Here is a 22,091-nt window from a genome sequence, read left to right as displayed (position 1 = left end):
CGTCCCTCCCGTCCGCCGGAGCGCGCCCCGTGAGCACCCCCTTCGAGAGCCTGCCCTATCGCCCCTGCGTCGGCGTCGTGCTCGTCAACCGGCAGGGGCTGGTCTTCATCGGCCGCCGGACCGGCGGGCCGGAGCATGTCGACGCCCACCATTCCTGGCAGATGCCGCAGGGCGGGATCGACGACGGCGAGGATCCGGCCGAGGCGGCGCTGCGCGAACTCTACGAGGAAACCAATGTCCGCTCGGTCCGCCCGCTGGCGGAGACGAGCGACTGGCTGGCCTATGACCTGCCCGAGCCCGTGGCGCGCGAAGCGTGGAAAGGGCGTTATCGCGGCCAGAAGCAGAAATGGTTCGCCTTCACCTTCACCGGCGACGACGCCGAGATCGACGTGCTGAAGCCTGGCGGCGGCTCGTTCAAGCCGGAATTCACCGAATGGCGCTGGGAGCCGATCGAGAACACGCCGGGCCTGATCATCCCGTTCAAGCGGCCGATCTATGACGCGGTGGTGCGCGCCTTCGCTCCTCGCCTCGTGCCCTTCCGCAGCGCGGCAGGCCCGACCGCCTGAAGCGCGCGAACCCTTTTCGAAACCGAAGCTTAAGGCCTTTGCGGTGAACTGACGTGCACCGCCGGGAGCGCTCCCGCGTGTCGGGATGCGCAGGGAGTTCCGCAGGCGGTTCTATTGACCTTGCGGAATCGCGAACGAACGTTCGTTCTTGACTCGCGCACACCCCGCCCCTAATGCGAATGAACGTTCGCTCCAGCTCGGAAACGCCGGACATCCGCATGAGCATCGCGCATCTCGCCACGCCGGTCGCCCCCAGCCGGGGCACCCCCGACCCTGCCGCCCCCCCGCGCAAGGACCCGCAGCGCCGCGTGCTGGACGCGGCCATCGCCTGCTTCATCCGCGCCGGCTTCCATGCCACCAGCATGCAGGAGATCTGCGCCGCCGCCGGCATGAGCCCCGGCGCGCTCTACCGCTATTTCCCCTCCAAGGAGGCGATCATCATCGCCATCGTCGAGCAGGAGCGCAGCGCCCGTGCCGCCCTGCTCGACCATCTCGCCACGGCGCCGAGCTTCATCGCCGCGCTGGAGCAGATGGGTGCCGCGCTGTTCGCGCCCGAAATGCAGATGGTGTGCGCCGAGCTCGGCCCGGAGATTTCCGCCGAGGCCGCCCGCAACCCGAAACTGCGCCCGATCTTCCAGGAGGTGGAGGACGAGGCGAACCGCGCCCTGCTCGCCGCCCTGCGCGCGGCGCAGGCACGCGGCGAGGTGGATGCCGCGCTCGAACCCGCCCATGTGCTGCTGGTCATCAATGCGCTCGGCGACGGGCTCCTGCTGCGCCGCCGGTTCGATCCCGGCCTGCCGCTCGGCGCCATGATGCCCGGCATCGCCGACCTGCTCGGCCGGATGCTGGCGCCTCGGACACCTGCCCCCACGGCGGAGGGAGACCCGGCATGACGCCCCGCGAGCCCGTGACACCGCGCCAGCCCGTGCCTGCCCCCCCGTCCCCGCCCTCGACGCGGGGCCGCGTCGTGCTCGCTCTGGCGATGACGCTGCTCGTGGTCGGCGTCGCCGGCTATGCCTTCCGCGACCGTATCCCCGCCGCGCTGCTGCCGGCAAAGCACGCCGCGCCCGCACCGACGCCAACCGTCGCCGAATCGCCCGCCGCTCCCGCCGCCACTCCCGCTCCTGCGGCCGCGCCGAGCGGGCCGGACCGGGTGCGCGGCGTCGCGGTCACCGTGGTCGCCGCGGCGTCCCGAACCGTGGTCGAGCGGCTGCCGGTCACCGGCACGCTGGTGCCGCGCGAGGAGATCCAGGTCGGACCCGAGATCGACGGCTATCGCGTGGTCGAGATCCTCGCCGAGGAGGGCGACCGGGTCGAAAAGGGCCAGGTGCTCGCCCGCCTCTCGCGCGACATGCTCGACACCGTGCTCGCCCAGAACACCGCCAACGGCGCCCGCGCCAATGCCGCCATCGCCCAGCAAAAGGCCCAGCTCGAACAGGCCAGGGCCCAGCAGGTGGAAGCGCAGGCCGCGGTGGAGCGCGCGCGGACCCTCATCAAGACCGGCGCAACCTCGCAGGAGGTGCTGGACCAGCGCGAGCGCGCCGTGCGTGTCACCGTTGCGCAGGTCGCCGCCGCGCAGGAGGCGGTCACGGCCGCGGAAGCCGAGGCCGCCCAGACCCGGGCCGTTCGCGACGAGATCGAGGTCCGCCTCGCCCACACCGAGATCCGCGCCCCGGAGGCCGGCGTCATTTCCGCGCGCACCATCCGCATCGGCGCCATCGTGCTGTCGGCCAACACGGAGCCGCTGTTCCGCATCGTGAAGAACGGCGCCATGGATCTCGACGCCGACGTACCGGAAAGCACGCTCGCCCGCATCCGCACCGGCATGGGCGTGAGGGTGACGCCGGCCGGCTTCGACGAACCGGTCGCCGGCACGGTGCGTCTCGTCGGCGCCAAGGTGGACGCCGGCACCCGGCTCGCCCGCGTCGCGGTGGCGCTGCCGTCCGATCCGCGGCTGAAGCCCGGCGCCTATGCCCGCGGCGTCATCGAGATCGCGCGCCGCGACGGCGTCGCGGTGCCGCTCTCGGCCGTGCAGTTCTCGCCCGACGGCACCTTCGTTCTGGTGGTGAAGGACGAGATCATCGAGCAGCGGCCGGTCACCACGGGCCTGCAGGGCGACGGCTTCGTCGAGATCGCTTCCGGACTGGCGAGCGGGGAACAGGTGGTCGCGCGGGCCGGCGGCTTCCTGCGCGGCGGCGACCGCGTGACGCCGGTGCCCGCGCCCGACGCCGCCACCCCCGCCCCGCGCGGAGGCGCCTGATGGCCCTCAACATCTCGGCCTGGGCGATCCGGCGGCCGATCCCGCCGATCGTGCTCTTCGTGGTGCTGACCGCGCTCGGCCTGTTCACCTTCGGCGACGTGCCGATCACCCGCATGCCGAACATCGACGTGCCGATCGTCTCCGTCATCGTCAATCAGCCCGGCGCGGCACCGAGCGAGCTGGAAACCCAGGTCACCAAGAAGGTCGAGACCACGGTCGCCGGCGTGCAGGGGGTGAAGCACATCACCTCCTCCATCTCCGAGGGCGCCTCGCTGACGGTGATCGAGTTCCAGCTCGAGACGCAGGTCGACCGTGCGGTCAACGATGTGCGGGACGCCGTCACCAAGATCCGCTCCGAACTGCCGCAAGGCATCGAGGAACCGCTGATCCAGCGCGTCGACGTCGAGGGCATGGCGATCGTCACCTATGCCGCCGAGGCGCCGACCATGACGCCGGACGAACTGTCCTGGTTCGTCGACGACACCGTGATCCGCGCGCTGCAGGGCGTGCGCGGCGTGGCACAGGTGAAGCGCGAGGGCGGCGTTGATCGCGAGATCCGCATCTCGCTCGACCCGGACAAGCTCGCCGCGCTCGGCGTGACCGCGGCGGACGTCAACAGCCAGCTCGCCGCCACCAATGTCGACCTTGCCGGCGGGCGCGGGGAGATCGGTACGCAGGAGCAATCCGTGCGCACGCTGGGCGGCGCGCCCACCGTTGCCGAGCTGGCGGAAACCCGCATCGCCCTGCCTGCGACCGCAACCACCACCGCGCGGCAGGTGCGGCTCGCCGATCTCGGCACCGTCACCGACGGCGCGGCCGAGCCGCGGGTGTTCGCCCGGCTCGACGGCAAGCCGGTGGTCGCCTTCGGCATCTACCGCGCCAAGGGCTTCTCCGACGTGGTGGTGGCTGAGCGGGCCGAGGCGGCGCTGCGCAGGCTGGAGGCCGACCATCCCGAGGTGCGCATCACCGAGATCGACAACACGGTGAAATACACTAGGGCCGACTATGAATCGGCCATGCGCACGCTGATCGAGGGCGCGATCCTCGCCATTCTCGTGGTGCTGCTGTTCCTGCGCGACTGGCGGGCGACGCTGGTCTCGGCGCTCGCCATCCCGCTCTCCATCCTGCCGACCTTCTGGGTCATGAACCTGCTCGGCTTCTCGCTGAACGGGGTGAGCCTGCTGGCGGTGACACTGGTGACCGGCATTCTCGTGGACGACGCCATCGTCGAGATCGAGAACATCGTGCGCCACATGCGCATGGGCAAATCGCCCTATCGGGCGGCGATCGAGGCGGCGGACGAGATCGGCCTCGCGGTGGTGGCGACCACCTTCACCATCGTCGCGGTGTTCATGCCGGTCAGCTTCATGGGCGGCATCGCCGGGCAGTATTTCCGCCAGTTCGGCATCACGGTGGCGGTGGCGGTGCTGTTCTCCCTGCTGGTGGCGCGGCTGCTGACCCCGATGCTGGCGGCCTATTTCCTGCGCGACCACGGCCACCGCGAGAGCGCCGACGGGGTAGTGATGCGCTCCTATGTGGCGATCCTGAAGGCCTCGATCCGCCACCGCTTCCTCACCATCCTCGCCGGCATCCTGCTGTTCGCCGGCTCGATGTGGCTCTCCACCCTGCTGCCGTCGGGCTTCATCCCGAATGCCGACGTCTCCCGCTCGGTGCTCTCGATGGAACTGCCGCCGGGCTCCACTCTGGCGCAGACGCAGGACACGGTGGACCGCATCTCTAAGCTGCTGCACCGGCAAGGCGAGGTCGCCAGCGTGTTCGCCACCGCCGGCAGTTCCTCGGGCGCCGGCAATTCCGGCCTCGTCGCCGGCGAGGTGCGCAAGGCGACGCTGATCGTGAACCTCGTGCCCCGCGCCGACCGCACGGCGACACAAAAGGAATTCGAGCTGCGGATGCAGCGGGAGATCGCTGCCATCCCGGATTTGCGCTTCAATTTCGGCGCCTCGGGCGGAGCCGGGCCCGGCGGCCGGGAATTCACCCTCGTGGTCTCCGGCACCGACGGCGCACTGGTCGAGAAGACCGCGCTGGAGCTGGAGCGCGAGGTGCGCGCCAAGGTGAAGGGCCTCACCAATGTCGTGACCACCGCGGCGCTGGAGCGCCCGGAGATCCGCGTGGTGCCTAAGCTGGCCGAAGCCGCCGAACTCGGCGTCTCGGTGGCCGACATCGCCCAGACCGTGCGCATCGCCACCATCGGCGACATCTCGCAGAACCTCGCCAAGTTTTCCGCCGGCGACCGGCAGGTGTCGATCCGGGTGCAGCTCGATCCGGCGGCGCGGGCGGACCTTGCAACCTTCCAGACCCTGAAAGTGCGCACCGCGTCCGGCGCGGCGGTGCCGCTGGCGGCGGTGGCCGACATCTCCTTCGGCATCGGCCCGACCAGCCTCGACCGCTACGACCGCGCCCGCCGCGTCGCCATCGAGGCGGACCTCGCCGGTAATACCCAGCTCGGCGAAGCGCTGGCGCAGGTCTACGCTCTGCCGGCGGCGAAAAACCTGCCGGCCGGGGTGGTGCTGAAGGAATCCGGCGACGCCGAGATCATGGGTGAGGTGTTCGGCGGCTTCGCCACCGCCATGGGCGCGGGCGTGATGATGGTGCTGGCGGTGCTGGTGCTGCTCTTCGCCGACGTGCTGCAGCCGATCACCATTCTGGTGGCGCTGCCGCTCTCGGTGGGCGGGGCCTTCGTCGCGCTGCTGCTTACCAACAACGCCATGACCCTGCCGGTGGTGATCGGCTTCCTGATGCTGATGGGCATCGTGACCAAGAACGCGATCCTGCTGGTCGATTTCGCCATCGAATCGGTGCGCACCGGCCATGACCGCCGCACCGCGCTGATCGAAGCCGGCCGCAAGCGCGCGCAGCCCATCATCATGACCACCATCGCCATGGCGGCGGGCATGCTGCCTTCCGCGCTCGGCCTCGGCGAGGGCGCGGCCTTCCGCGCGCCGATGGCGATCGCGGTGATCGGCGGGCTCATCGCCTCGACCCTGCTGTCGCTGGTCTTCGTGCCGGCGGTGTTCACGCTGATGGACGATGTGCGCGGCCTGTTCGCGCGGGTGTTCGGCCGCTTCATCGGCGAGCGGGACGAGCCTGCGGAACAAGGGGTCGCGCCCGTGCCCCATCCCGACCAGCAGGAACTGCCGCTCAGCCGCCCGCACCACCCGCCGATGGCTGCGGAGTAGGGCGGCTACCGCGCAGCACGGCGCGCCGCCGGTCACTGGAGGGGGCATCGCCGCTGGTCACTGGAGCGGGGCGTCGCCGCCGGTCACTGGAGCGGGGCGTCGCCGCCCTCGGCCGTGGCGCGCACCAGCGACATCTCGGTGACCGCAATCAGGATGTCGGCGCGGCTGCGCAGGTCGGGCGCCTCCAGCAGCGCCTGCTTCTCGCGTACGCCGAAGGGCGCCATCATGGCGAGCCCGTTCACCAGCGCCTCGTTGGGCGTGCTCTTGATGTTGTCCCAGTCCGCTTCCAGCGTATTGGCTTCCAGATAGTCCGCCAGCGTGCGCAGCACCGCCGAACGGTCCACCGCGTCGGCACCGCGATCGGGCACGAAGTCGTCGGTGAAACCGCCGAAATCCACCGCTCCCACGCGGAACGCGTTCTCGCTCGGCACCTCGCGCACCAGCCGGAAGCGGGCGACGCCGGTGAGGTTCATCACGTAGCGGCCATTGCCGGTCTCGGCGATCTCGGTGATGCGCCCGACGCAGCCGACCGGGGCGAGATGCGGGTCGCCCAAGCCGACGCCCTTCGCGTCGGTCTGGATCATGCCGATCAGCCGCGCCCCGGCAAGCGCCCGGTCCACCATCTCCATATAGCGCGGCTCGAAGATGTTGAGCGGGAGCTGGCAGCGCGGCAGCAGCAGCGCGCCGTCGAGCGGGAACAGCGGAATGAGCTCCGGCAGCTCGTCCGGTCCCGCATAAGGATGGTTGATCGGCATGGCGGGCCTCCGGTCAGGTACGGGAACAGGACGAGCGGGCAGGCCGGCACGTCAAAGACGAAAACGTCAGGCGAACAGGATCGAGGACAGCTTGCGGCGGCCGGCCAGGGTCATCGGGTCGGCGGGGCCCCAGGCCTCGAAGAACTGCACGAGCTGCTTGCGCGCGCCGTCCTCGTTCCAGCTCCGGTCCTTCTTCACGATGGTGAGGAGCTGGTCCACCGCCTCCTCTTTCCTGCCGCGCGCGTTCAGCGCCACGGCGAGATCGAAGCGGGCCTGATGGTCGGCGGGAGCGGCGGCGACCTTCGCCTCCAGCGCGCCGACATCGCCCAGCGCAGCGGCCGCCTCCTCCAGCTCGATCGCCGCGCGCACAGCGGCGATGGCCGGGTCGAGCGCGATCTTGTCCGGCAGGCTGGCGAGCGTCGCCTTGGCCTGCTCGGGCTGGCCGGCCGCAAGCTGGGCCTTGGCGATGCCCGCGAGCGCGCGGACATTCTCCGGTTCCTCGCCGAGCACCGCGGCGAAGATCTCGATGGCGCCGGCAAGGTCACCCTCGGCGAGCGCCGCTTCGCCGCTCTCCACGATCTCGGCGATGTCGCCGACCGCGCCGCCGAGCAGCTTCTCGATAAAGGTCTGCACCTGCTTCTCGGACTGCGCGCCCATGAAGCCGTCGACCGGCTGGCCGTTGACGAAGGCATAGACGGTGGGCAGCGACTGGATGCCGAGCTGCTGGGCGACCTGCGGATGCTCGTCGGTGTTCATCTTGGCGAGGCGCACCTTGCCCTTGGCGCCGCGCACCACCTTCTCGATCACCGGGGTGAGCTGCTTGCACGGGCCGCACCACGGCGCCCAGAAATCGACCAGCACGGGCCGGCGGCGCGACTCCTCCACCACGTCCTTCATGAAGGTGCGGGTGGTGGTGTCGATCACCACGTCATCGGCCGCTGCGCCGCCTGCGGTGTTCGGGTCGGCGGGGGTTCCGGTCTGGTTCAGCAGCATGGATCACCTCGGAAAAAGCGCGGCTCTGTCGAGCGATCAGATGGGGCAGAAGGTGCCGGAATGCAACCGCGCAAATGGAACGCGGCCCCCCTCACGCCTCCGCCGGCTCCCCGGCGAGCTTCGGCACGGCGAGGATCACCGGCTCGTGCCCGGTCTCGCGCAGGAAGCGCACCAGATCCTCGCGCGCGATCGCCGTGGTCGCGGTGTTGACGAGCGGGTGGCAGTTCAGCACGGCATGTTCCATCAGCTCGGCGTCCAGCACCACTTTCACCCGGCCCTGCGTGTCGTTCACCGGGCCGAAGGCGGTCACCGCGCCGGGCTTCACCCCCAGCACCTCCTCCAGCAGCTCGGCGCTGCCGAAGGACAGCCGGCTCGCTGCGCCGAGCGGGCCGTGCAGGCTCTTGAGGTCGACCCGCGCAGTCTCCTCGACCACGACAAGGAAGAGCTGGCCCTTCTTGTCCTTGAGGAACAGGTTCTTGGTGTGACCGCCGGGCAGGGTGTCCAGCAGCGCCTGCGATTCCGCCACCGTGAACACCGGCGCATGCTCCACCGTCGAGACCGCGATGCCGAGCGCAGCGAGACGGGCGAACAGGTCTTCGGGCGTCAGCGGGGCGGTCATCGGGCGTCTCTCGGCTCATGTCTCGGGAAAGCCCGCTTCTAGGACGACGGGGCAGGCGGAACAAGGCGCCGCGGCTTCCCGAAGGCGACACCGGCGATGCCGCGCGGCGACATTTGCGCGCCCGCTCCGCATGCGGGGCGTTGACAGAAGCGCCCCCGCGCTCCCACATCGAACGTGATCACATTGAGGTGGCCGTCAGTCAGGCCACGCACGCAGGATATCTCCCCATGCGCCAGCTCACGCGTCCCGTCATCGGCGTCATCTCGGACGTGAAGCCCGGCTCCGGCCATGTCACCCATGGCGTGACCGAGAAATACCTGTTCGCGGTCGCGCGCGGCGCCGACACCTATCCGGTCATGCTGCCGGGCCGGATGTCGGACGTCGACGGTTCCATGAGCGAGACGGCGGTGCTGGAGGAGATCTTCGCGCTGGTGGACGGCATCTTCCTGCCGGGCAGCCCCTCCAATGTCGAACCCGCGCTGTATGGCGGCACGCCCTATGATCCCCCGCTGCCGGCCGACCCGCATCGCGATGTCGTCTCGCTGCCGCTGATCCGCGCCTGCGTCGAGCGCGGCGTGCCGCTGTTCGGGGTCTGCCGCGGCTTTCAGGAGATGAATGTCGCGCTCGGCGGCAGCCTGCATCAGAAAGTGCACGAGCAGCCCGGCCATTTCGACCACCGCGAGGACGGCACCCGCTCGATCGAGGAGCAGTACGGCCACGCCCATGAGGTGAGCCTTGCGCCCGGCGGCCTGCTCGCCGGCCTCGCCGGTGCGGGGCGCTGGAGCGTCAACTCGCTGCACGGGCAGGGCATCGACCGGCTGGCGCCGCGTCTCGCCGTCGAGGCAAGGGCCGATGACGGGCTGGTCGAAGCCTTCCGGGTGCAGGACGCGCCCGGCTTCGCCCTCGCCGTGCAGTGGCACCCGGAATGGCGGTTCTGGCAGGACCGGCTCTCCGCCGGCCTGTTCGAGGCCTTCGGCGCGGCGGCCCGCGCCTATGCCGCGCAACGGCGCGGCGACGCGCTGAAGGCGGCGGAATAGGTCGGCTCAGCCAATCTGCGCGAAGAGATGGCCGATGCCGTCGCGGATGTCGGCCTCGATCGCGCGGCGCAAGCCGGCCTCGTCGCCGGCGGCCAGCGCCTCCAGCGCCTCGGCGTGGCGGTCCACCGTGTAATGCTGGTCGAGGTCGATCAGTGCCATGCGCATGAACGGGCCGATCTGCAGCCATACCGATTCGATCAACGGCAGCAGCACATTGTCCGGCCGCCCGCCATAGAAGGCGGTGTGGAAGGCGAGGTTGGTCTCGATGGTGGCGTCGGTGTCGCTCCGCGCCACGGCGAGATCGGATTCGTGGTTCAGCACGGCGAGACGCGACCGGAAGGCGGCATCGGCCAGCGGCAGGGACCGCGCCGCCGCCTCGGTTTCCAGAAGCGTGCGCGTCGTCACCAGTTCCTCGAAGCGGCGCGCCGTCATCTCCGGCACCCGCACTCGGCGGTTGTCGAGCAGCACCAGCGCCCGCTCCGCCACCAGCCGGGCGAGCGCCTCGCGCACCGGCATGGCCGAAACGCCAAGCGCCTCGGCGAGCCCGCGTATGGTCACCGCCTGTCCCGGAGGAAATCGGCCGGTCATCACCGTGCGGCGCAGCCGGCGGAACACCCATTGCTGGACCGTCTCCCCCGGCAGGCGAGGATCGGAGGCGAGGGCGAGAAGAGGCGGGTCCATCACGGGCATCGGCTCGAAGCGGGGAATCGGGGCAAAGGATCGGAACGGGCGACGTCGAAGGCCTTGAATCGATGGGGAAAGCGCAGGCTTTGTTCTGACACGAGCCGGTGGCAATGTCAGGCGCGGCGTTCCCGCACGGGCGCCGCCGAATCACGACACGAGGAATGCCATGGCCCACCCCAGCGTCTCCGACCCGCGCACCGAGCTGCCCCGCTCCGGGCACGAGATCGACCCCAAGCTCTTGGAAATACTGGTCTGCCCGCTGACCAAGGGGGCGCTGGAATATGACCGCGAGGCCCGTGAGCTGATCTCGCGCGGCGCACGGCTCGCCTATCCGATCCGCGACGGCATTCCGATCATGCTGGTGGACGAGGCCCGCCCGCTGGACGCGGCACGCTGACGGCGCACGCTGGTGAAGCGCGTCGGGCGGAGCGTTTCCTTCCCGTCAACGGTTTCCGCTTCACGTGAAGCGGCTTCTACAACGCTTCCCCGCGCAGCAGCTTCGGCGGCCGGCCGCCAAGGCCGGCGGCGTCGCGGATGAAGAGGTCCTTCAGGCGCGGCAGCCGCTCCACCATCCCCATGCCGACATCGCGCAGCAGCCGCAGACCGTCGGAGCGGTTGGAGAACAGCCGGTTCAGCCCGTCGGTCGCCACCCCCATGGCGAGGGTATCGAAGCGCCGCCAGCGCTGGTAGCGCTCCAGAACCTCCGGCCCGCCCATGTCGAGCCCGAGCCGCGCCGCGTCGGTGATCGCCTCGGCCAGGGCCGCGACATCGCGCAGCCCCATATTCAGCCCCTGCCCGGCGATGGGATGGATGGTGTGCGCGGCGTCCCCGACGAGCGCAAGGCGCGGGCCGATGAAGCTGCGCGCCATCTGGAAGCCGAGCGGATAGGCGCGTGGCGTGTCCAGGATCTCGATGGCCCCGAGGGCGAGGCCGAAGCGCTGCTCCAGCTCGTCATGGAACACCACGCGCGGCAGCTCCAGCAGGCGCTTGGCGGTGTCGGTGCGCTCGGTCCACACGATGGAGGTGCGCCGGCCGGTGAGCGGCAGCAGGGCGAAGGGTCCGGCGGGCAGGAAATGCTCGATCGCCTTGCCCTCATGGTCGCGCTCATGGCCGACGGTCAGCACGATGCCGGACTGGCCATAGGGCCAGCCCACCGTGCCGATGCCGGCGAGGGAGCGCAGCCGCGAGCGCCCGCCATCGCAGGCGGCGACGAGTGCGGCCGTGACGGTGCTCCCGTCGGCGAGGGTGAGCGTTGCGCCGCGCGAATCGGCGGCGAAGGCGGTGACGCCGGCATTCACCATCGTGATGCCGGCGGCCTGCGCGGCAGCGGTGAGGGCGGCCTGCAGCGCGACATTGGCGACCATATGGGCGAAGGGCTCGCCATTTTCGGCCGCGGCGCGCGCCGGTATCTCGCCGTCGAAGGAGAGGAACACCGGGCGCGCCGCGTCGCCGAGCTTCGAATCGGTGATCTCCATGGTCAGCATGGGCTGCGCCTCGGGGGCGACCGCCGGCCAGACGCCGAGCGTCTCGAGCAGGCGACGGGCGCCGGCGGCGATGGCGGAGGCGCGGGCATCGCCCAGGGCCGGGCCTCGGGCGAAGGCAGGGTCGGCCACGAGGATGCGGGCGTCCGGCCCCAGCCCGTGCCGCAGCGCCAGCGCCAGCGCCAGCCCGCCGAGCCCGCCTCCGGCAATGGCCACGTCGACCCGCGCGGGTGCGGTCCGTCCGGGACGGCCGGATTCCGGCTGCGGCGCGGCGGACGGCGACGGGGTCGTCACGGCGTGCGCGGTCACATCGTTCTGGGGCACGGCAATTCTCCTCGGCACGGCATCGCGGCAGGTGCACCCGCCGCGATTGCCCGCGCGCTCCCTTATGCTTAGCTAGGGTGGCCGTGACAATGCGACAGGTCACGGCGACGGGTCACGGGTACAGGCCACGCAGACGAATCATGTCCGTTTCGGACATTCGGACCGGAGGGACAGGATGGACGGCGAGCGCAGCAGCGGACACGAGACGCTTCCCCCGGCCCCCGCGCGGGAGATCGATCCGCAGGCCGCCGCGCTGATGGATGGCTTCCACCGCCTGCTCGATCTTGAGCCGATCGAGGTCAACCTGTTCCGCGGCACCAATCCCCCGCCGGAATGGCTGGTGATCGCCAAGCGCGTCTTCGGCGGGCAGGTGCTGGCGCAGGCGCTGGTCGCCGCGCAGCGCACGGTGGAGGACATCGCCGCCCACTCGATGCACGCCTATTTCATCCTGGCCGGCGATCCGCAGGTGCCGATCGTCTACGAGGTGGAGCGGGTGCGCGACGGGCGCAGCTTCGCCACCCGCCGGGTGGTGGCGGTTCAGCACGGCCGGCCGATCTTCATCATGTCGGTGTCGTTCCATCGCGGCGAGCCGGGCTTCGAACACAGCTTCGCCCTGCCGGAGGGAGTTCCGGCGCCCGAGGATATCCCGCCCATGGCCGAGCGCGGTGCGGCACTGGCCCGGCTGCCGGAAAGGGTGCGGGCCTACTGGACCCGGGTGCGCCCCATCGAGCTGCGTCCCGTTCATCTCGACCGCCCGCCGGAAGGCACGGGAGCCGGGGGGCGCCAGTACATCTGGTTCCGAACGGTCGGCCCGGTGCCGGACGTCCCGGAGCTGCACCGGGCGATGCTGGCCTACACCTCCGACATGACGTTGCTGGAAACGACGCTGATCGAGCACGGGACCAGCGTGTTCAACGACGAGATCCTCGCCGCCAGCCTCGACCACGCACTGTGGCTGCACCGCCCGTTCCGCATCGACGACTGGCTGCTCTACGCCCAGGACAGCCCCGCCGCCGGCTCCGGGCGCGGCCTCGCCCGCGGGCTGATCCATGACCGCGCGGGGCGGATCGTGGCGTCCGTCGCCCAGGAAGGACTCATCCGGCTGGCCCGCTGATGAATTAATGGGCAGCATTTGCCTTCATCAGTGGCGAGACTGCGGCACCCGGATAGCCGCGCTGAAGAATTGGGCATCCGGTCCGGTACGCGGCCGCGGCGATCCCGGCGAAACCTGCCGGGCGCGGTCTTTTCACCTTCAAAGCACCTGACCCCGAACTGCGGCGAAACGCGCGCACGGCCTTGTCGCGCCTCGCTTGGCACGGGAATTGATTCCTCACCCCCGGATTGACCGACAGGGCCGGGGGCAAACCCGCCACGGCGCGTCCGACATAACGACCCCGAACCAGCGTGTCGCGGCTCGGGGCTAATCGGGGACAGGAACCATGAAGATCGTCATGGCTATCATCAAGCCTTTCAAGCTTGAGGAAGTCCGGGATGCCCTCACGGGCATCGGCGTGCACGGGCTGACCGTCACGGAAGTCAAGGGTTACGGCCGCCAGAAGGGCCACACCGAAATCTACCGCGGCGCCGAATATGCGGTGAGCTTCCTGCCGAAGCTCAAGATCGAGGTCGCCGTTTCCAGCGATCTGGTGCCGAAGGTCATCGACGCGATCACGACGTCCGCCAAGACCGGCCAGATCGGTGACGGCAAGATCTTCGTCTTCGCGATCGACCAGGCCGTGCGCATCCGCACCGGCGAAACCGACGTCGACGCCCTCTGATCCCGCGCCCTTCAGCTGACATTCGATTGCGACGGAGCACTCACCTCATGACGATGAAGAAGTGGATACGCGCGGGCCTTCCCGTGCTGGCGGTCGCCACGCTGGCTGCAGCGTCGGCCTTCGCCCAGGACGCGGCGCCCGCCGCGACCACCGATGCGCCGGCGGCCGTCGCCGGCACCGTGAACAAGGCCGACACCGTTTGGATGATGCTGTCCTCGGTGCTGGTCCTGTTCATGACCGTCCCCGGCCTCGCTCTGTTCTATGGCGGCCTCGTGCGCGCCAAGAACATGCTCTCCGTGCTGATGCAGGTCACGGTGATCTGCGCGGTGATGATGGTGCTGTGGGTGTTCTACGGCTACAGCCTAGCCTTCACCTCGGGTAATGCATTCATCGGCGGCTTCTCCAAGGCGTTCCTCGCCGGCGTCACGCCGGACACGACCTCGGAAACCTTCACCAAGGGCGTGCTGATCCCCGAATACGCCTTCATGGCCTTCCAGATGACCTTCTCGGCCATCACCCCCGGCCTGATCATCGGCGCCTTCGCGGAGCGCATCAAGTTCTCGGCCATCGTGCTGTTCACCATCCTCTGGGTGACGCTGGTCTATTATCCGATCGCCCACATGGTGTGGTTCTCCGAGGGCTACCTGTTCGGCATCGGCGCGCTGGACTTCGCCGGCGGCACCGTGGTGCACATCAATGCCGGCGTCGCGGGCCTCGTTGGCGCGCTCATCATCGGCAAGCGCACCGGCTACGGCAAGGAACTGATGCCTCCCCACTCGCTGCCCTTCGCCATGGTCGGCGCCAGCGTCCTGTGGGTCGGCTGGTTCGGGTTCAACGCCGGCTCCAACCTTGAAGCCAGCGGCGGCGCCCTGCTCGCCTTCGTCAACACCTTCGTCGCCACCGCCGGCGCCATCATCGGCTGGACCTTCATCGAGTGGATGGTGAAGGGCAAGCCCTCCATGCTCGGCGCCATCTCCGGCATGGTCGCGGGCCTCGTCGCCATCACCCCCGCCGCCGGCCTCGCCGGCCCGATCGGCGCGATCGTCCTCGGCTTCGTCGCCTCCATCGTGTGCTTCTTCTTCTGCACCACGGTGAAGAACGCGCTCGGCTATGACGACAGCCTCGACGTCTTCGGCGTCCACGGCATCGGCGGCATGATCGGCGCCATCGGCACCGGCATCGTCGTCTCCCCGGCCCTCGGCGGCCCGGGCGTCGCCGACTATGCGATGGGCCACCAGGTCGCCGTCCAGGCCCAGGCGGTCCTCATCACCATCGTGTGGTGCGGCGTCGTCTCGGCGATCCTCTACAAGGTCGTGGACGTGATCGTCGGCCTGCGCCCGTCGGTGGAGAAGGAGCGCGAGGGTCTCGACATCTCCGAGCACGGCGAGCGCGCCTACCACTCCTGACCGTTTCCCGGCGCGGCGCCTCCGCCGCGCCAGCCTTTCGGACGATGCGCCGACGCCTTGGCGCCCCCGCATCGTCCATGCCGACGCCTCCCGAACTCGAACCCCGGCCCTGCGGCCGGGGTTTTCTTTTGCGGCCCCGCCATTGCCTCCAGAAGGACGCGCGCGCATGTCCTTGGCCGCCGGCCGGGTGTGATTCGTCCCGCCGGCATGCCCCGCCGCCGCACGCATCATCCAGATCCGTCCTGATGCCGGAGCGTCGCGGATATCGCCCGCCGGCGGAACGGCCGCCCCGGATCATACCGATCGTCGAATCTGGCGGGATGGTTAAGAGCCCCTTTACCGCCGGCTCCTAGGATGTGCGAACCATGAACCATGTTCCGCAGCCCGCCCCCGTCCCGAATGCCTCCTCCGCCGCGGCGGATGCGGGGCCGGCGGCGCGTTCGCCCTTCGTGCGTCTCACCGAACTGCTCGCCGGCATCGCCCCCGGCAAGCCGGCGCTCAGCCTCGCGGTCGGCGAGCCGCAGCATGCCATGCCGGATTTTGTCGGCCCGGTGCTCGCAGCCCATCTCGCCGGCTTCGGGCGCTATCCGGCCGGCAAGGGCCTGCCCGCATTCCGCCGCGCCGTCGCCGACTGGTTCGGCCGGCGCTACACCCTGCCGCGCCCGCTCGACATCGAGCGCGAGGTGCTGGTGCTGAACGGCTCGCGCGAGGGCCTTTTCGCCGCCGCCCTGCTGGCCCGCCGGCTCGCCCCGTCCACCAAGCAGGCCCGCCCGACCGTGCTGCTGCCGAACCCGTTCTACGCCGCCTATGGCGCGGGCGCGGAGGCCGCCGGTTGCACCAGCGTGCCGCTGCCGCTGCCCGCCTCCGGCGGCTGGCTGCCGGATCTCGACGCCCTCACCCCCGAGATTCTAGGCCCCGCGGTCGCGCTCTATCTCGCCTCCCCCGCCAATCCGCAGGGCACGGTCGCGAGCCGCGCCTATCTCGCCCGCCTCGTCGCGCTCACCCGCGCCCATGGCGTGATGCTGTTCGCCGACGAGTGCTATTCCGAGATCTGGCTCGGCGACGCCCCGCCGACCGGCGTGCTGGAGGTGGCGGGGCCGGATTATCGCGGCGTGGTCGCCTTCAACTCGCTGTCGAAGCGCTCCAGCCTTCCGGGGCTGCGCTGCGGCTTCTGTGCCGGCGACGGCGATTTCCTTGCCGCCTTCGCCGATTTCCGCAATGTCGCCGCTCCGCAGGTGCCCGAGCCGATCCAGCATGTCGGCATCGCCGCGCTGGCGGACGAGACCCATGTGGTCGCGAGCCGGGACCTTTATCGCGCCAAGTTCGATCTCGCCGACCGGCGGCTCGCCAGCCGCTTCGGCTACCGGCGGCCCGATGGCGGGTTCTTCCTCTGGCTCGACGTCGGGCGCCAAGGCGGCGGCGAAGCGGTCACGAAGCGGCTCTGGGCGCGGGAGGGGCTGCGCACCGTTCCGGGCGGCTATCTCTGCCGTTCCGATGCGGATGGACGCAATCCGGGCGCGGACTATCTGCGCGTGGCACTGGTGCATGATCTGGCCACGACCGAGGCGGCGCTCACCCGCCTGGTCGACGGGCTCGAATAGGCGGACGGGAGGCCGGCGGGCGACATGGCAGCACGCAGGAGGACGGAGCCGGGCGACCGGAACTTCGAGCCCGCATTCGACGATCCCGCGGAAGCGGGCTGGTCCCGTGCGCCGCGCGATCGCGATCCCTATGACGAGGAACCCCGCGCCCCGCGCCCCGCCCGGCGCACGCGGGCGGACAGCCGTGCCGAGCCGGAGTTCGAAAGCCCGCGCGGGCGGCGAGCCGAGCCCGCCCGCTCCGCTCGGCTCGACGATGAACGCTCCGAGCGCCCCACCCGCCGGCCGACCCGGCGGGCCGAACCCGCCCGCGAGGAGATCCGCGCCCCCCGCCGCAAGCGCGGCGGCGTCGCCTCCGGCAAGCCGGTGCGGTTCCTGCCCGAGGAGGTCGGCAATGTGATGCGCCGGCGCGCGGCCGAGATGCTCGGCCTCGTGGTCCTCTCCGCCGCGCTGCTGATGATGGTGGCGATGGCGAGCTGGTCGGCGGACGACCCAAGCCTCAGCCGCTCGGCGGCCGCCGCGCCGGCCAACCTGCTCGGCCGCAGCGGCGCCGCCACCGCGGACCTCATGATGCAGCTTTTCGGCGTCGCCTCGCTGACCCTCGTGCTGCCGATGGCGGCGCGCGGCTGGATGATGATGACGCACCGCCCGCCCGGTCGGGAGCGGCTGCGCCTGTCCGCCTGGCTTGCCGGCGTCGTGCTGGCCTGCGGCTTCGCCGCCTGCCTGCCGCGGCTCGGCACCTGGCCTCTGCCCAACGGGCTCGGCGGCGTGCTGGGCGACGGCGTGGTCTCGGTGCCGGCCGCCCTGTTCGACGGCTGGCTATCCTCCTTCGACTACATCGTCATCGGCGGCATCTGCCTGGCCGGCGCGCTGGTCGCGCTGCCGGTCTCGCTCGGCATCGGCTTCAGCGAGCCGGACGAGCTCGAGATCACCGCCGCCGGCGAGGAGGACGAGGAGGAGGAGGGCGGACGCCGCTGGCTCACCCTCGGTGCCGTCACCCATGGCGCGCTGGCGCTGAAGGCCCGGCTCTGGACCGCCCGCGGCAAGCCGCAGCGGGGCGGGGTGCTGAGCACGCTGCGCGAGATGGTCGGCCTCGACGGCGAGGAACCGCCGATCGAGCAGCGCCGCGCGGTCGCGGAGCCGAATTTCGGTCATTCGCCCCTCGATACCTTCGTGCCCGAGCCGGTGGAACCCGAACCCGACGACCCCTTCGACCGCCCGCCGGAGCCGCTGCCCGTGCCGCCCCGCGCGCGCAACCGGCCGCCGCTGCGCTCGATCCCCGGAGGGCGCGCCGACCTTGAGGAGGCCCGCCGCCGCTACCAGATGCCGGCGCTCGACCTGCTGGCCGCGCCGCCGCCCAATCGCGGCCCCTCGGTGCCGCAGGAGGCGCTGAACGACATCGCCCAGGACCTCGAAGGGGTGCTGGAGGAGTTCGGCGTGCGCGGCTCCATCGTCAATGTGCGGCCCGGCCCGGTGGTCACGCTCTATGAGCTGGAGCCCGCGCCCGGCATCAAGTCGAGCCGCGTCATCGGCCTCGCCGACGACATCGCCCGCTCGATGAGCGCGATCTCGGCGCGCGTCGCCGTGATTCCGGGCAAGAACGCCATCGGCATCGAGCTGCCCAATCCGCGGCGCGACAAGGTGCTGCTGCGCGAGATCCTGACCGCGAAGGATTTCGGCGAGACCGCGCTGAAGCTCGCCATCGCGCTCGGCAAGACCATCGGCGGGGAGCCGGTGATCGTCGATCTCGCCCGCATGCCGCATCTGCTGGTGGCCGGCACCACCGGCTCGGGCAAGTCGGTCGCCATCAACACCATGATCCTGTCGCTGCTCTACCGCCACCGGCCCGAGCAGTGCCGCCTGATCATGATCGACCCGAAGATGCTGGAACTCTCCGTCTATGACGGCATCCCGCATCTGCTCTCCCCCGTCGTCACCGACCCCAAGAAGGCGGTGGTCGCCCTCAAATGGGCGGTGCGCGAGATGGAGGAGCGCTACAAGAAGATGTCCAAGGTCGGCGTGCGCAACATCGACGGCTTCAATGCCCGCGTGCTGGAGGCCATCTCCAAGGGCGAATCGATCGTGCGCACCGTGCAGACCGGCTTCGACCGCGAAACCGGCGAGGCGGTCTATGAACGCGAGGAGATGGACCTCGAGCCGCTGCCCTACATCGTCGTGGTGGTGGACGAGATGGCCGACCTGATGATGGTGGCCGGCAAGGAGATCGAAGGCGCCATCCAGCGCCTCGCCCAGATGGCCCGCGCGGCCGGCATCCACCTCATCATGGCGACGCAGCGCCCAAGCGTCGACGTCATCACCGGCACCATCAAGGCGAATTTCCCGACCCGCATCTCCTTCCAGGTCACCAGCCGCATCGATTCGCGCACCATCCTCGGCGAGATGGGCGCCGAGCAACTGCTCGGCCAGGGCGACATGCTCTACATGGCGGGCGGCGGGCGCATCTCGCGCGTGCACGGTCCCTTCGTCTCCGACCAGGAGGTGGAGAAGGTCGTCGCCCACCTGAAGGCGCAGGGCATGCCGGACTATGTCGAGGCGGTGACCTCCGACCCCGAGAGCGACGACGACGCCGGGGCGGTGTTCGACCGCAGCGCCATGGGCGGGGAGGACGGCGGCGACCTCTACGATCAGGCCGTCGGCGTGGTGATGCGCGATGGCAAGTGCTCCACCTCCTACATCCAGCGCCGCCTGCAGATCGGCTACAACCGCGCCGCCTCGCTGGTGGAGCGGATGGAGAAGGAAGGCCTCGTCGGCCCGGCCAACCATGCCGGCAAGCGCGAGATCCTGATGGACCGGGACGGCGCGGAGGACTGAAGGCGGGCCGCGCCGCACCACCGCTTCCGTTCGGGCCACAGGATCGCCACAGGCGGGGCGTACCGCCTGACGTTACGGCTTCAGCCCGGACGGGCTTGCTCACGAGTGGATCATGCGCCTGAAGACTGCATCGCTGAAGACGGCCTCCGCCGGCACCGGGACCCTCGCCGGGACTCCTGTCGCCGGCAGGCGGGCCGCCGCGCGGACCGCCGCTCTTCTGGCCACCGGCCTGCTGCTTGCGCTGGCCCCCACCGCCGCCTCGGCGCAGAGCGCGGCGGACGAGTTCTTCGGCAAGCTGTTCCCGTGGACCAAGCAGCAGCAGGCCCCCGCCCAGCAGCCGGCGCAGCTTCCCCCGCCCGGTGCCGTGCCCGCGGGCGCCGTGCCCGCCGGTACGCCCGCCCCGCAATATGGCGCGGCCCCGCCGGTCGGCGCCCCCGCCGCTTTGCCGGGAGCCGCGCCCGGCACCGCCGTTCCGCCGACCCGCAGCGCCGCGGCGAGCCCGGCAAATCACGGCCCGCTCACGCTGCCCGCCGTCGCGCCGCGCCCGCTGCCCGCCCCGCTGCCGAAGGAAACCGGCCCGATGCAGGCCGCCCGCCAGCCGGCGACGCAGGTTGCCGCCGCTCCGTCACCCGGTCCGGCGCCCGCCGCGCCGGCAGCCGCCGCCATTCCCGCCGATGCCGCCATCTCGCAGACGAATGCGCAGGCCGACGCCGAGCCTCCGGCGGAACCGGTGCAGCTCGCCGCAGCGCCGGGCAAGATGGCCCCGGCCGCGATCGTTGACCGCATTAACCGCTATTTCAACAGCTTCCGCTTCATGTCCGGCAACTTCGTGCAGGTCGATCCGGACGGCACCCGCAAGCGCGGCACGTTCTACATCCTCAAGCCCGGCCGCGTTCTGTTTGAATACGCCCCGCCGAGCCAGATCGTGCTGGTGGCGGATGGCCGCTCGGTGTCGATCCGCGACAAGCGGCTGAAGACGCAAGACATCTCCCAGCTCTCGCAGACCCCGCTGCGCTTCCTGCTGGCCGAGAACATCGACCTCGCCCGCAACGCCAACGTCACCGGCGTCTACCAGGACGACGTGTTCCTCACCGTGGTGCTGCAGGAGAACCAGCCCATGGTCGGCACCTACAAGCTGATGATCATGTTCGACGCCAAGACCACGCAGCTCCGGCAATGGACGGTCACCGACCCGCAGGGCTACGACACCACGGTCGCGGTCTCCCACCTCAACACCCGCGATCAGCCCGATCCCGGCCTGTTCGTTATCAATCGCTGAGGCGCGACGGGGCGGGGCAGCAGCATCGCCGGCTTCATCCCGGCGCCCGGGGTTGCTAAAGAGGGCACCGTGCTGCGGCGCGCGTCGCGGTCCCCCTTCCTTCCGCCCGCTCAAGGTCCCTTCGTGTCCCTCACCATCGCCACCTGGAACATCAATTCGGTGCGCCTGCGCATCGAGCTTCTCGGCCAGCTCGCCCAGCGCTTCCAGCCGGACGTCATCTGCCTGCAGGAGACCAAGTGCCCGGATGACCGATTTCCGCTGAAGGACATCGGAAAGTTCGGCTATCCCCATGTCGCGATCAACGGACAGAAGGGCTATCACGGCGTCGCGGTGCTCTCGAAGCGGCCCTTCGACGACGTGACCCGGCAGGGCTTCTGCGACATGGGCGATGCCCGCCATATCGCCGTCACCCTTGGCGCGGCGGCCGGCCTCTCCGCCCCGCTCACCGTGCACAATTTCTACATCCCCGCCGGCGGCGACATTCCCGACCCGGAGCAGAACCCGAAATTCCGGCACAAGCTCGCCTTCCTCGACGAGGCGATCGCGTGGGAGGCCCTGCACCCGACCGTGCCCGGCACGCGCTCGATCCTGGTCGGCGATCTCAACATCGCGCCGCTGGACACCGATGTGTGGAGCCACAAGCAATTGCTCGACGTGGTCAGCCACACCCCGGTCGAGGTGGAGCGGCTCACCCGCCTTCAGGCCACCGGGCGCTGGGTGGACGTGATGCGCCGCTTCGTCCCGCCGCAGGAAAAGCTCTACACCTGGTGGAGCTACCGCGCCGCGGACTGGCAGGCCTCCAATCGCGGCCGGCGACTCGATCATGTCTGGGCAAGCCCGGACCTTGCCCCCGCCGCCACCGGCCTCACCGTGCTCACCGAGGCGCGCGGCTGGGAGCGGCCCTCCGACCATGTGCCGGTGCTCGCAACCTTCGACGCCTGAGCCCGGCGGGTCTCCCATCCGCCGCTGCCGTCTCGCCTTTCGCGCCGCTTTGGCTATAGTGCGGCTGCTTTCAAGAGGATCCGCCCGTGCCCCGTCCCGCTTCGTGCCGTGTTCCGCGCATTCTCGCCCTTGCCATGATGCTCGGTGCCGCCGCGGCGCTCGGCGGCTGCGGCGTGAAAGGCCCGCTGGAGCCGCCGCCGGGCTCGGTGCAGCCGGGTCCGGACGGCAAGCCGGGCAAGGACCCCGGCATCCAGAAGCCGCACAAGCCCTTCCTGCTCGATCCGCTGCTCTGAGCCGGCCGGATCCCCGTCCCGCCTCTTCCACTTGCCGCCGCTTCCCG

Annotated in this window: 19 protein-coding genes; 14 read left to right on the top strand and 5 right to left on the bottom strand. The window is 70.5% G+C overall.

Annotated elements, in window-relative coordinates; all coding sequences use genetic code 11:
• The first annotated feature begins 29 nt into the window (after nucleotides 1–29).
• The 4 genes from MWN34_RS13195 (at nucleotide 30) to MWN34_RS13180 (ending at nucleotide 6,023) form a co-directional block, all read left to right on the top strand.
• Entirely contained in the window at nucleotides 30–566 is a 537-nt protein-coding gene (locus MWN34_RS13195) for an RNA pyrophosphohydrolase (RefSeq protein WP_247029765.1), read from the top strand.
• Between the two features lie 218 nt (nucleotides 567–784).
• Complete coding sequence (locus tag MWN34_RS13190; RefSeq protein ID WP_247029764.1) at nucleotides 785–1,459, top strand: TetR/AcrR family transcriptional regulator; 675 nt, start codon at nucleotides 785–787, stop codon at nucleotides 1,457–1,459.
• Nucleotides 1,456–2,826, top strand: coding sequence for an efflux RND transporter periplasmic adaptor subunit (locus tag MWN34_RS13185; RefSeq protein WP_247029763.1), 1,371 nt, complete (start codon nucleotides 1,456–1,458; stop codon nucleotides 2,824–2,826). Before MWN34_RS13190 ends, MWN34_RS13185 begins: the two co-directional genes overlap by 4 nt.
• A complete protein-coding gene (locus MWN34_RS13180; protein WP_247029762.1) occupies nucleotides 2,826–6,023 on the top strand; it encodes an efflux RND transporter permease subunit in 3,198 nt (1,065 codons plus the stop codon). The genes MWN34_RS13185 and MWN34_RS13180 overlap by 1 nt, the downstream gene beginning before the upstream one ends.
• A gap of 83 nt (nucleotides 6,024–6,106) precedes the next feature.
• Here MWN34_RS13180 and MWN34_RS13175 read toward each other — a convergent pair whose 3' ends face one another.
• From MWN34_RS13175 to MWN34_RS13165, 3 genes are all read right to left on the bottom strand, one after another.
• Nucleotides 6,107–6,778, bottom strand: a complete 672-nt coding sequence (locus tag MWN34_RS13175; protein ID WP_247029761.1) for an LON peptidase substrate-binding domain-containing protein — start codon at nucleotides 6,776–6,778, stop codon at nucleotides 6,107–6,109.
• A gap of 66 nt (nucleotides 6,779–6,844) precedes the next feature.
• The gene (gene trxA, locus MWN34_RS13170) at nucleotides 6,845–7,771 is read right to left on the bottom strand and encodes a thioredoxin (protein WP_247029760.1); all 927 of its coding nucleotides are present in this window, start codon (nucleotides 7,769–7,771) and stop codon (nucleotides 6,845–6,847) included.
• A 91-nt stretch (nucleotides 7,772–7,862) separates the two neighbouring features.
• Complete coding sequence (locus tag MWN34_RS13165; protein ID WP_247029759.1) at nucleotides 7,863–8,390, bottom strand: prolyl-tRNA synthetase associated domain-containing protein; 528 nt, start codon at nucleotides 8,388–8,390, stop codon at nucleotides 7,863–7,865.
• 227 nt (nucleotides 8,391–8,617) lie between these two features.
• On the opposite strand from MWN34_RS13165, the gene MWN34_RS13160 reads away from it, so the two are divergent.
• Nucleotides 8,618–9,427: a gamma-glutamyl-gamma-aminobutyrate hydrolase family protein gene (locus MWN34_RS13160; protein WP_247029758.1), complete on the top strand. Its 810-nt coding sequence runs from the start codon at nucleotides 8,618–8,620 to the stop codon at nucleotides 9,425–9,427.
• A 6-nt stretch (nucleotides 9,428–9,433) separates the two neighbouring features.
• Here MWN34_RS13160 and MWN34_RS13155 read toward each other — a convergent pair whose 3' ends face one another.
• A complete protein-coding gene (locus tag MWN34_RS13155; protein WP_247029757.1) occupies nucleotides 9,434–10,108 on the bottom strand; it encodes a GntR family transcriptional regulator in 675 nt (224 codons plus the stop codon).
• Nucleotides 10,109–10,277: 169 nt separating this feature from the next.
• Here MWN34_RS13155 and MWN34_RS13150 point away from each other — a divergent pair, with 169 nt between their 5' ends.
• Nucleotides 10,278–10,508, top strand: a complete 231-nt coding sequence (locus MWN34_RS13150) for a Trm112 family protein (protein WP_247029756.1) — start codon at nucleotides 10,278–10,280, stop codon at nucleotides 10,506–10,508.
• A 76-nt stretch (nucleotides 10,509–10,584) separates the two neighbouring features.
• On the opposite strand, the gene MWN34_RS13145 is transcribed toward MWN34_RS13150, so the two are convergent.
• Nucleotides 10,585–11,808: a ubiquinone biosynthesis hydroxylase gene (locus MWN34_RS13145; RefSeq protein ID WP_247029929.1), complete on the bottom strand. Its 1,224-nt coding sequence runs from the start codon at nucleotides 11,806–11,808 to the stop codon at nucleotides 10,585–10,587.
• Nucleotides 11,809–12,172: 364 nt separating this feature from the next.
• On the opposite strand from MWN34_RS13145, the gene MWN34_RS13140 reads away from it, so the two are divergent.
• The 8 genes from MWN34_RS13140 (at nucleotide 12,173) to lptM (ending at nucleotide 22,044) form a co-directional block, all read left to right on the top strand.
• Nucleotides 12,173–13,030: an acyl-CoA thioesterase gene (locus tag MWN34_RS13140; RefSeq protein WP_247029928.1), complete on the top strand. Its 858-nt coding sequence runs from the start codon at nucleotides 12,173–12,175 to the stop codon at nucleotides 13,028–13,030.
• Nucleotides 13,031–13,355: 325 nt separating this feature from the next.
• Entirely contained in the window at nucleotides 13,356–13,694 is a 339-nt protein-coding gene (locus tag MWN34_RS13135; RefSeq protein WP_247029755.1) for a P-II family nitrogen regulator, read from the top strand.
• Nucleotides 13,695–13,741: 47 nt separating this feature from the next.
• Complete coding sequence (locus MWN34_RS13130) at nucleotides 13,742–15,100, top strand: ammonium transporter (RefSeq protein WP_247029754.1); 1,359 nt, start codon at nucleotides 13,742–13,744, stop codon at nucleotides 15,098–15,100.
• 365 nt (nucleotides 15,101–15,465) lie between these two features.
• The gene (locus MWN34_RS13125) at nucleotides 15,466–16,701 is read left to right on the top strand and encodes an aminotransferase class I/II-fold pyridoxal phosphate-dependent enzyme (protein ID WP_247029753.1); all 1,236 of its coding nucleotides are present in this window, start codon (nucleotides 15,466–15,468) and stop codon (nucleotides 16,699–16,701) included.
• A 396-nt stretch (nucleotides 16,702–17,097) separates the two neighbouring features.
• A complete protein-coding gene (locus MWN34_RS13120) occupies nucleotides 17,098–19,530 on the top strand; it encodes a DNA translocase FtsK (RefSeq protein ID WP_247029927.1) in 2,433 nt (810 codons plus the stop codon).
• Nucleotides 19,531–19,642: 112 nt separating this feature from the next.
• Nucleotides 19,643–20,809, top strand: coding sequence for an outer-membrane lipoprotein carrier protein LolA (locus MWN34_RS13115; RefSeq protein ID WP_247029752.1), 1,167 nt, complete (start codon nucleotides 19,643–19,645; stop codon nucleotides 20,807–20,809).
• Nucleotides 20,810–20,932: 123 nt separating this feature from the next.
• Nucleotides 20,933–21,751, top strand: a complete 819-nt coding sequence (locus tag MWN34_RS13110) for an exodeoxyribonuclease III (RefSeq protein WP_247029751.1) — start codon at nucleotides 20,933–20,935, stop codon at nucleotides 21,749–21,751.
• Nucleotides 21,752–21,837: 86 nt separating this feature from the next.
• The gene (lptM, locus tag MWN34_RS13105; protein WP_247029750.1) at nucleotides 21,838–22,044 is read left to right on the top strand and encodes an LPS translocon maturation chaperone LptM; all 207 of its coding nucleotides are present in this window, start codon (nucleotides 21,838–21,840) and stop codon (nucleotides 22,042–22,044) included.
• The last annotated feature ends 47 nt before the right edge of the window (nucleotides 22,045–22,091 follow it).

Origin of the sequence: Ancylobacter crimeensis (genome assembly GCF_023016805.1) — a bacterium.
Classification (GTDB): domain Bacteria; phylum Pseudomonadota; class Alphaproteobacteria; order Rhizobiales; family Xanthobacteraceae; genus Ancylobacter; species Ancylobacter crimeensis.
This window is presented reverse-complemented; position numbering and strand designations above follow the sequence as displayed.

Bases quoted from the DNA above. Each gene is read 5' to 3' on its own strand.
- MWN34_RS13190 (WP_247029764.1), top strand. From the start codon at position 785: ATGAGCATCGCGCATCTCGCCACGCCGGTCGCCCCCAGCCGGGGCACC.
- MWN34_RS13185 (WP_247029763.1), top strand. From the start codon at position 1,456: ATGACGCCCCGCGAGCCCGTGACACCGCGCCAGCCCGTGCCTGCCCCC.
- MWN34_RS13180 (WP_247029762.1), top strand. From the start codon at position 2,826: ATGGCCCTCAACATCTCGGCCTGGGCGATCCGGCGGCCGATCCCGCCG.
- MWN34_RS13175 (WP_247029761.1), bottom strand. From the start codon at position 6,778: ATGCCGATCAACCATCCTTATGCGGGACCGGACGAGCTGCCGGAGCTC.
- trxA (WP_247029760.1), bottom strand. From the start codon at position 7,771: ATGCTGCTGAACCAGACCGGAACCCCCGCCGACCCGAACACCGCAGGC.
- MWN34_RS13165 (WP_247029759.1), bottom strand. From the start codon at position 8,390: ATGACCGCCCCGCTGACGCCCGAAGACCTGTTCGCCCGTCTCGCTGCG.
- MWN34_RS13160 (WP_247029758.1), top strand. From the start codon at position 8,618: ATGCGCCAGCTCACGCGTCCCGTCATCGGCGTCATCTCGGACGTGAAG.
- MWN34_RS13155 (WP_247029757.1), bottom strand. From the start codon at position 10,108: ATGGACCCGCCTCTTCTCGCCCTCGCCTCCGATCCTCGCCTGCCGGGG.
- MWN34_RS13150 (WP_247029756.1), top strand. From the start codon at position 10,278: ATGGCCCACCCCAGCGTCTCCGACCCGCGCACCGAGCTGCCCCGCTCC.
- MWN34_RS13140 (WP_247029928.1), top strand. From the start codon at position 12,173: ATGGATGGCTTCCACCGCCTGCTCGATCTTGAGCCGATCGAGGTCAAC.
- MWN34_RS13135 (WP_247029755.1), top strand. From the start codon at position 13,356: ATGAAGATCGTCATGGCTATCATCAAGCCTTTCAAGCTTGAGGAAGTC.
- MWN34_RS13130 (WP_247029754.1), top strand. From the start codon at position 13,742: ATGACGATGAAGAAGTGGATACGCGCGGGCCTTCCCGTGCTGGCGGTC.
- MWN34_RS13125 (WP_247029753.1), top strand. From the start codon at position 15,466: ATGAACCATGTTCCGCAGCCCGCCCCCGTCCCGAATGCCTCCTCCGCC.
- MWN34_RS13120 (WP_247029927.1), top strand. From the start codon at position 17,098: ATGCGCCGGCGCGCGGCCGAGATGCTCGGCCTCGTGGTCCTCTCCGCC.
- MWN34_RS13115 (WP_247029752.1), top strand. From the start codon at position 19,643: ATGCGCCTGAAGACTGCATCGCTGAAGACGGCCTCCGCCGGCACCGGG.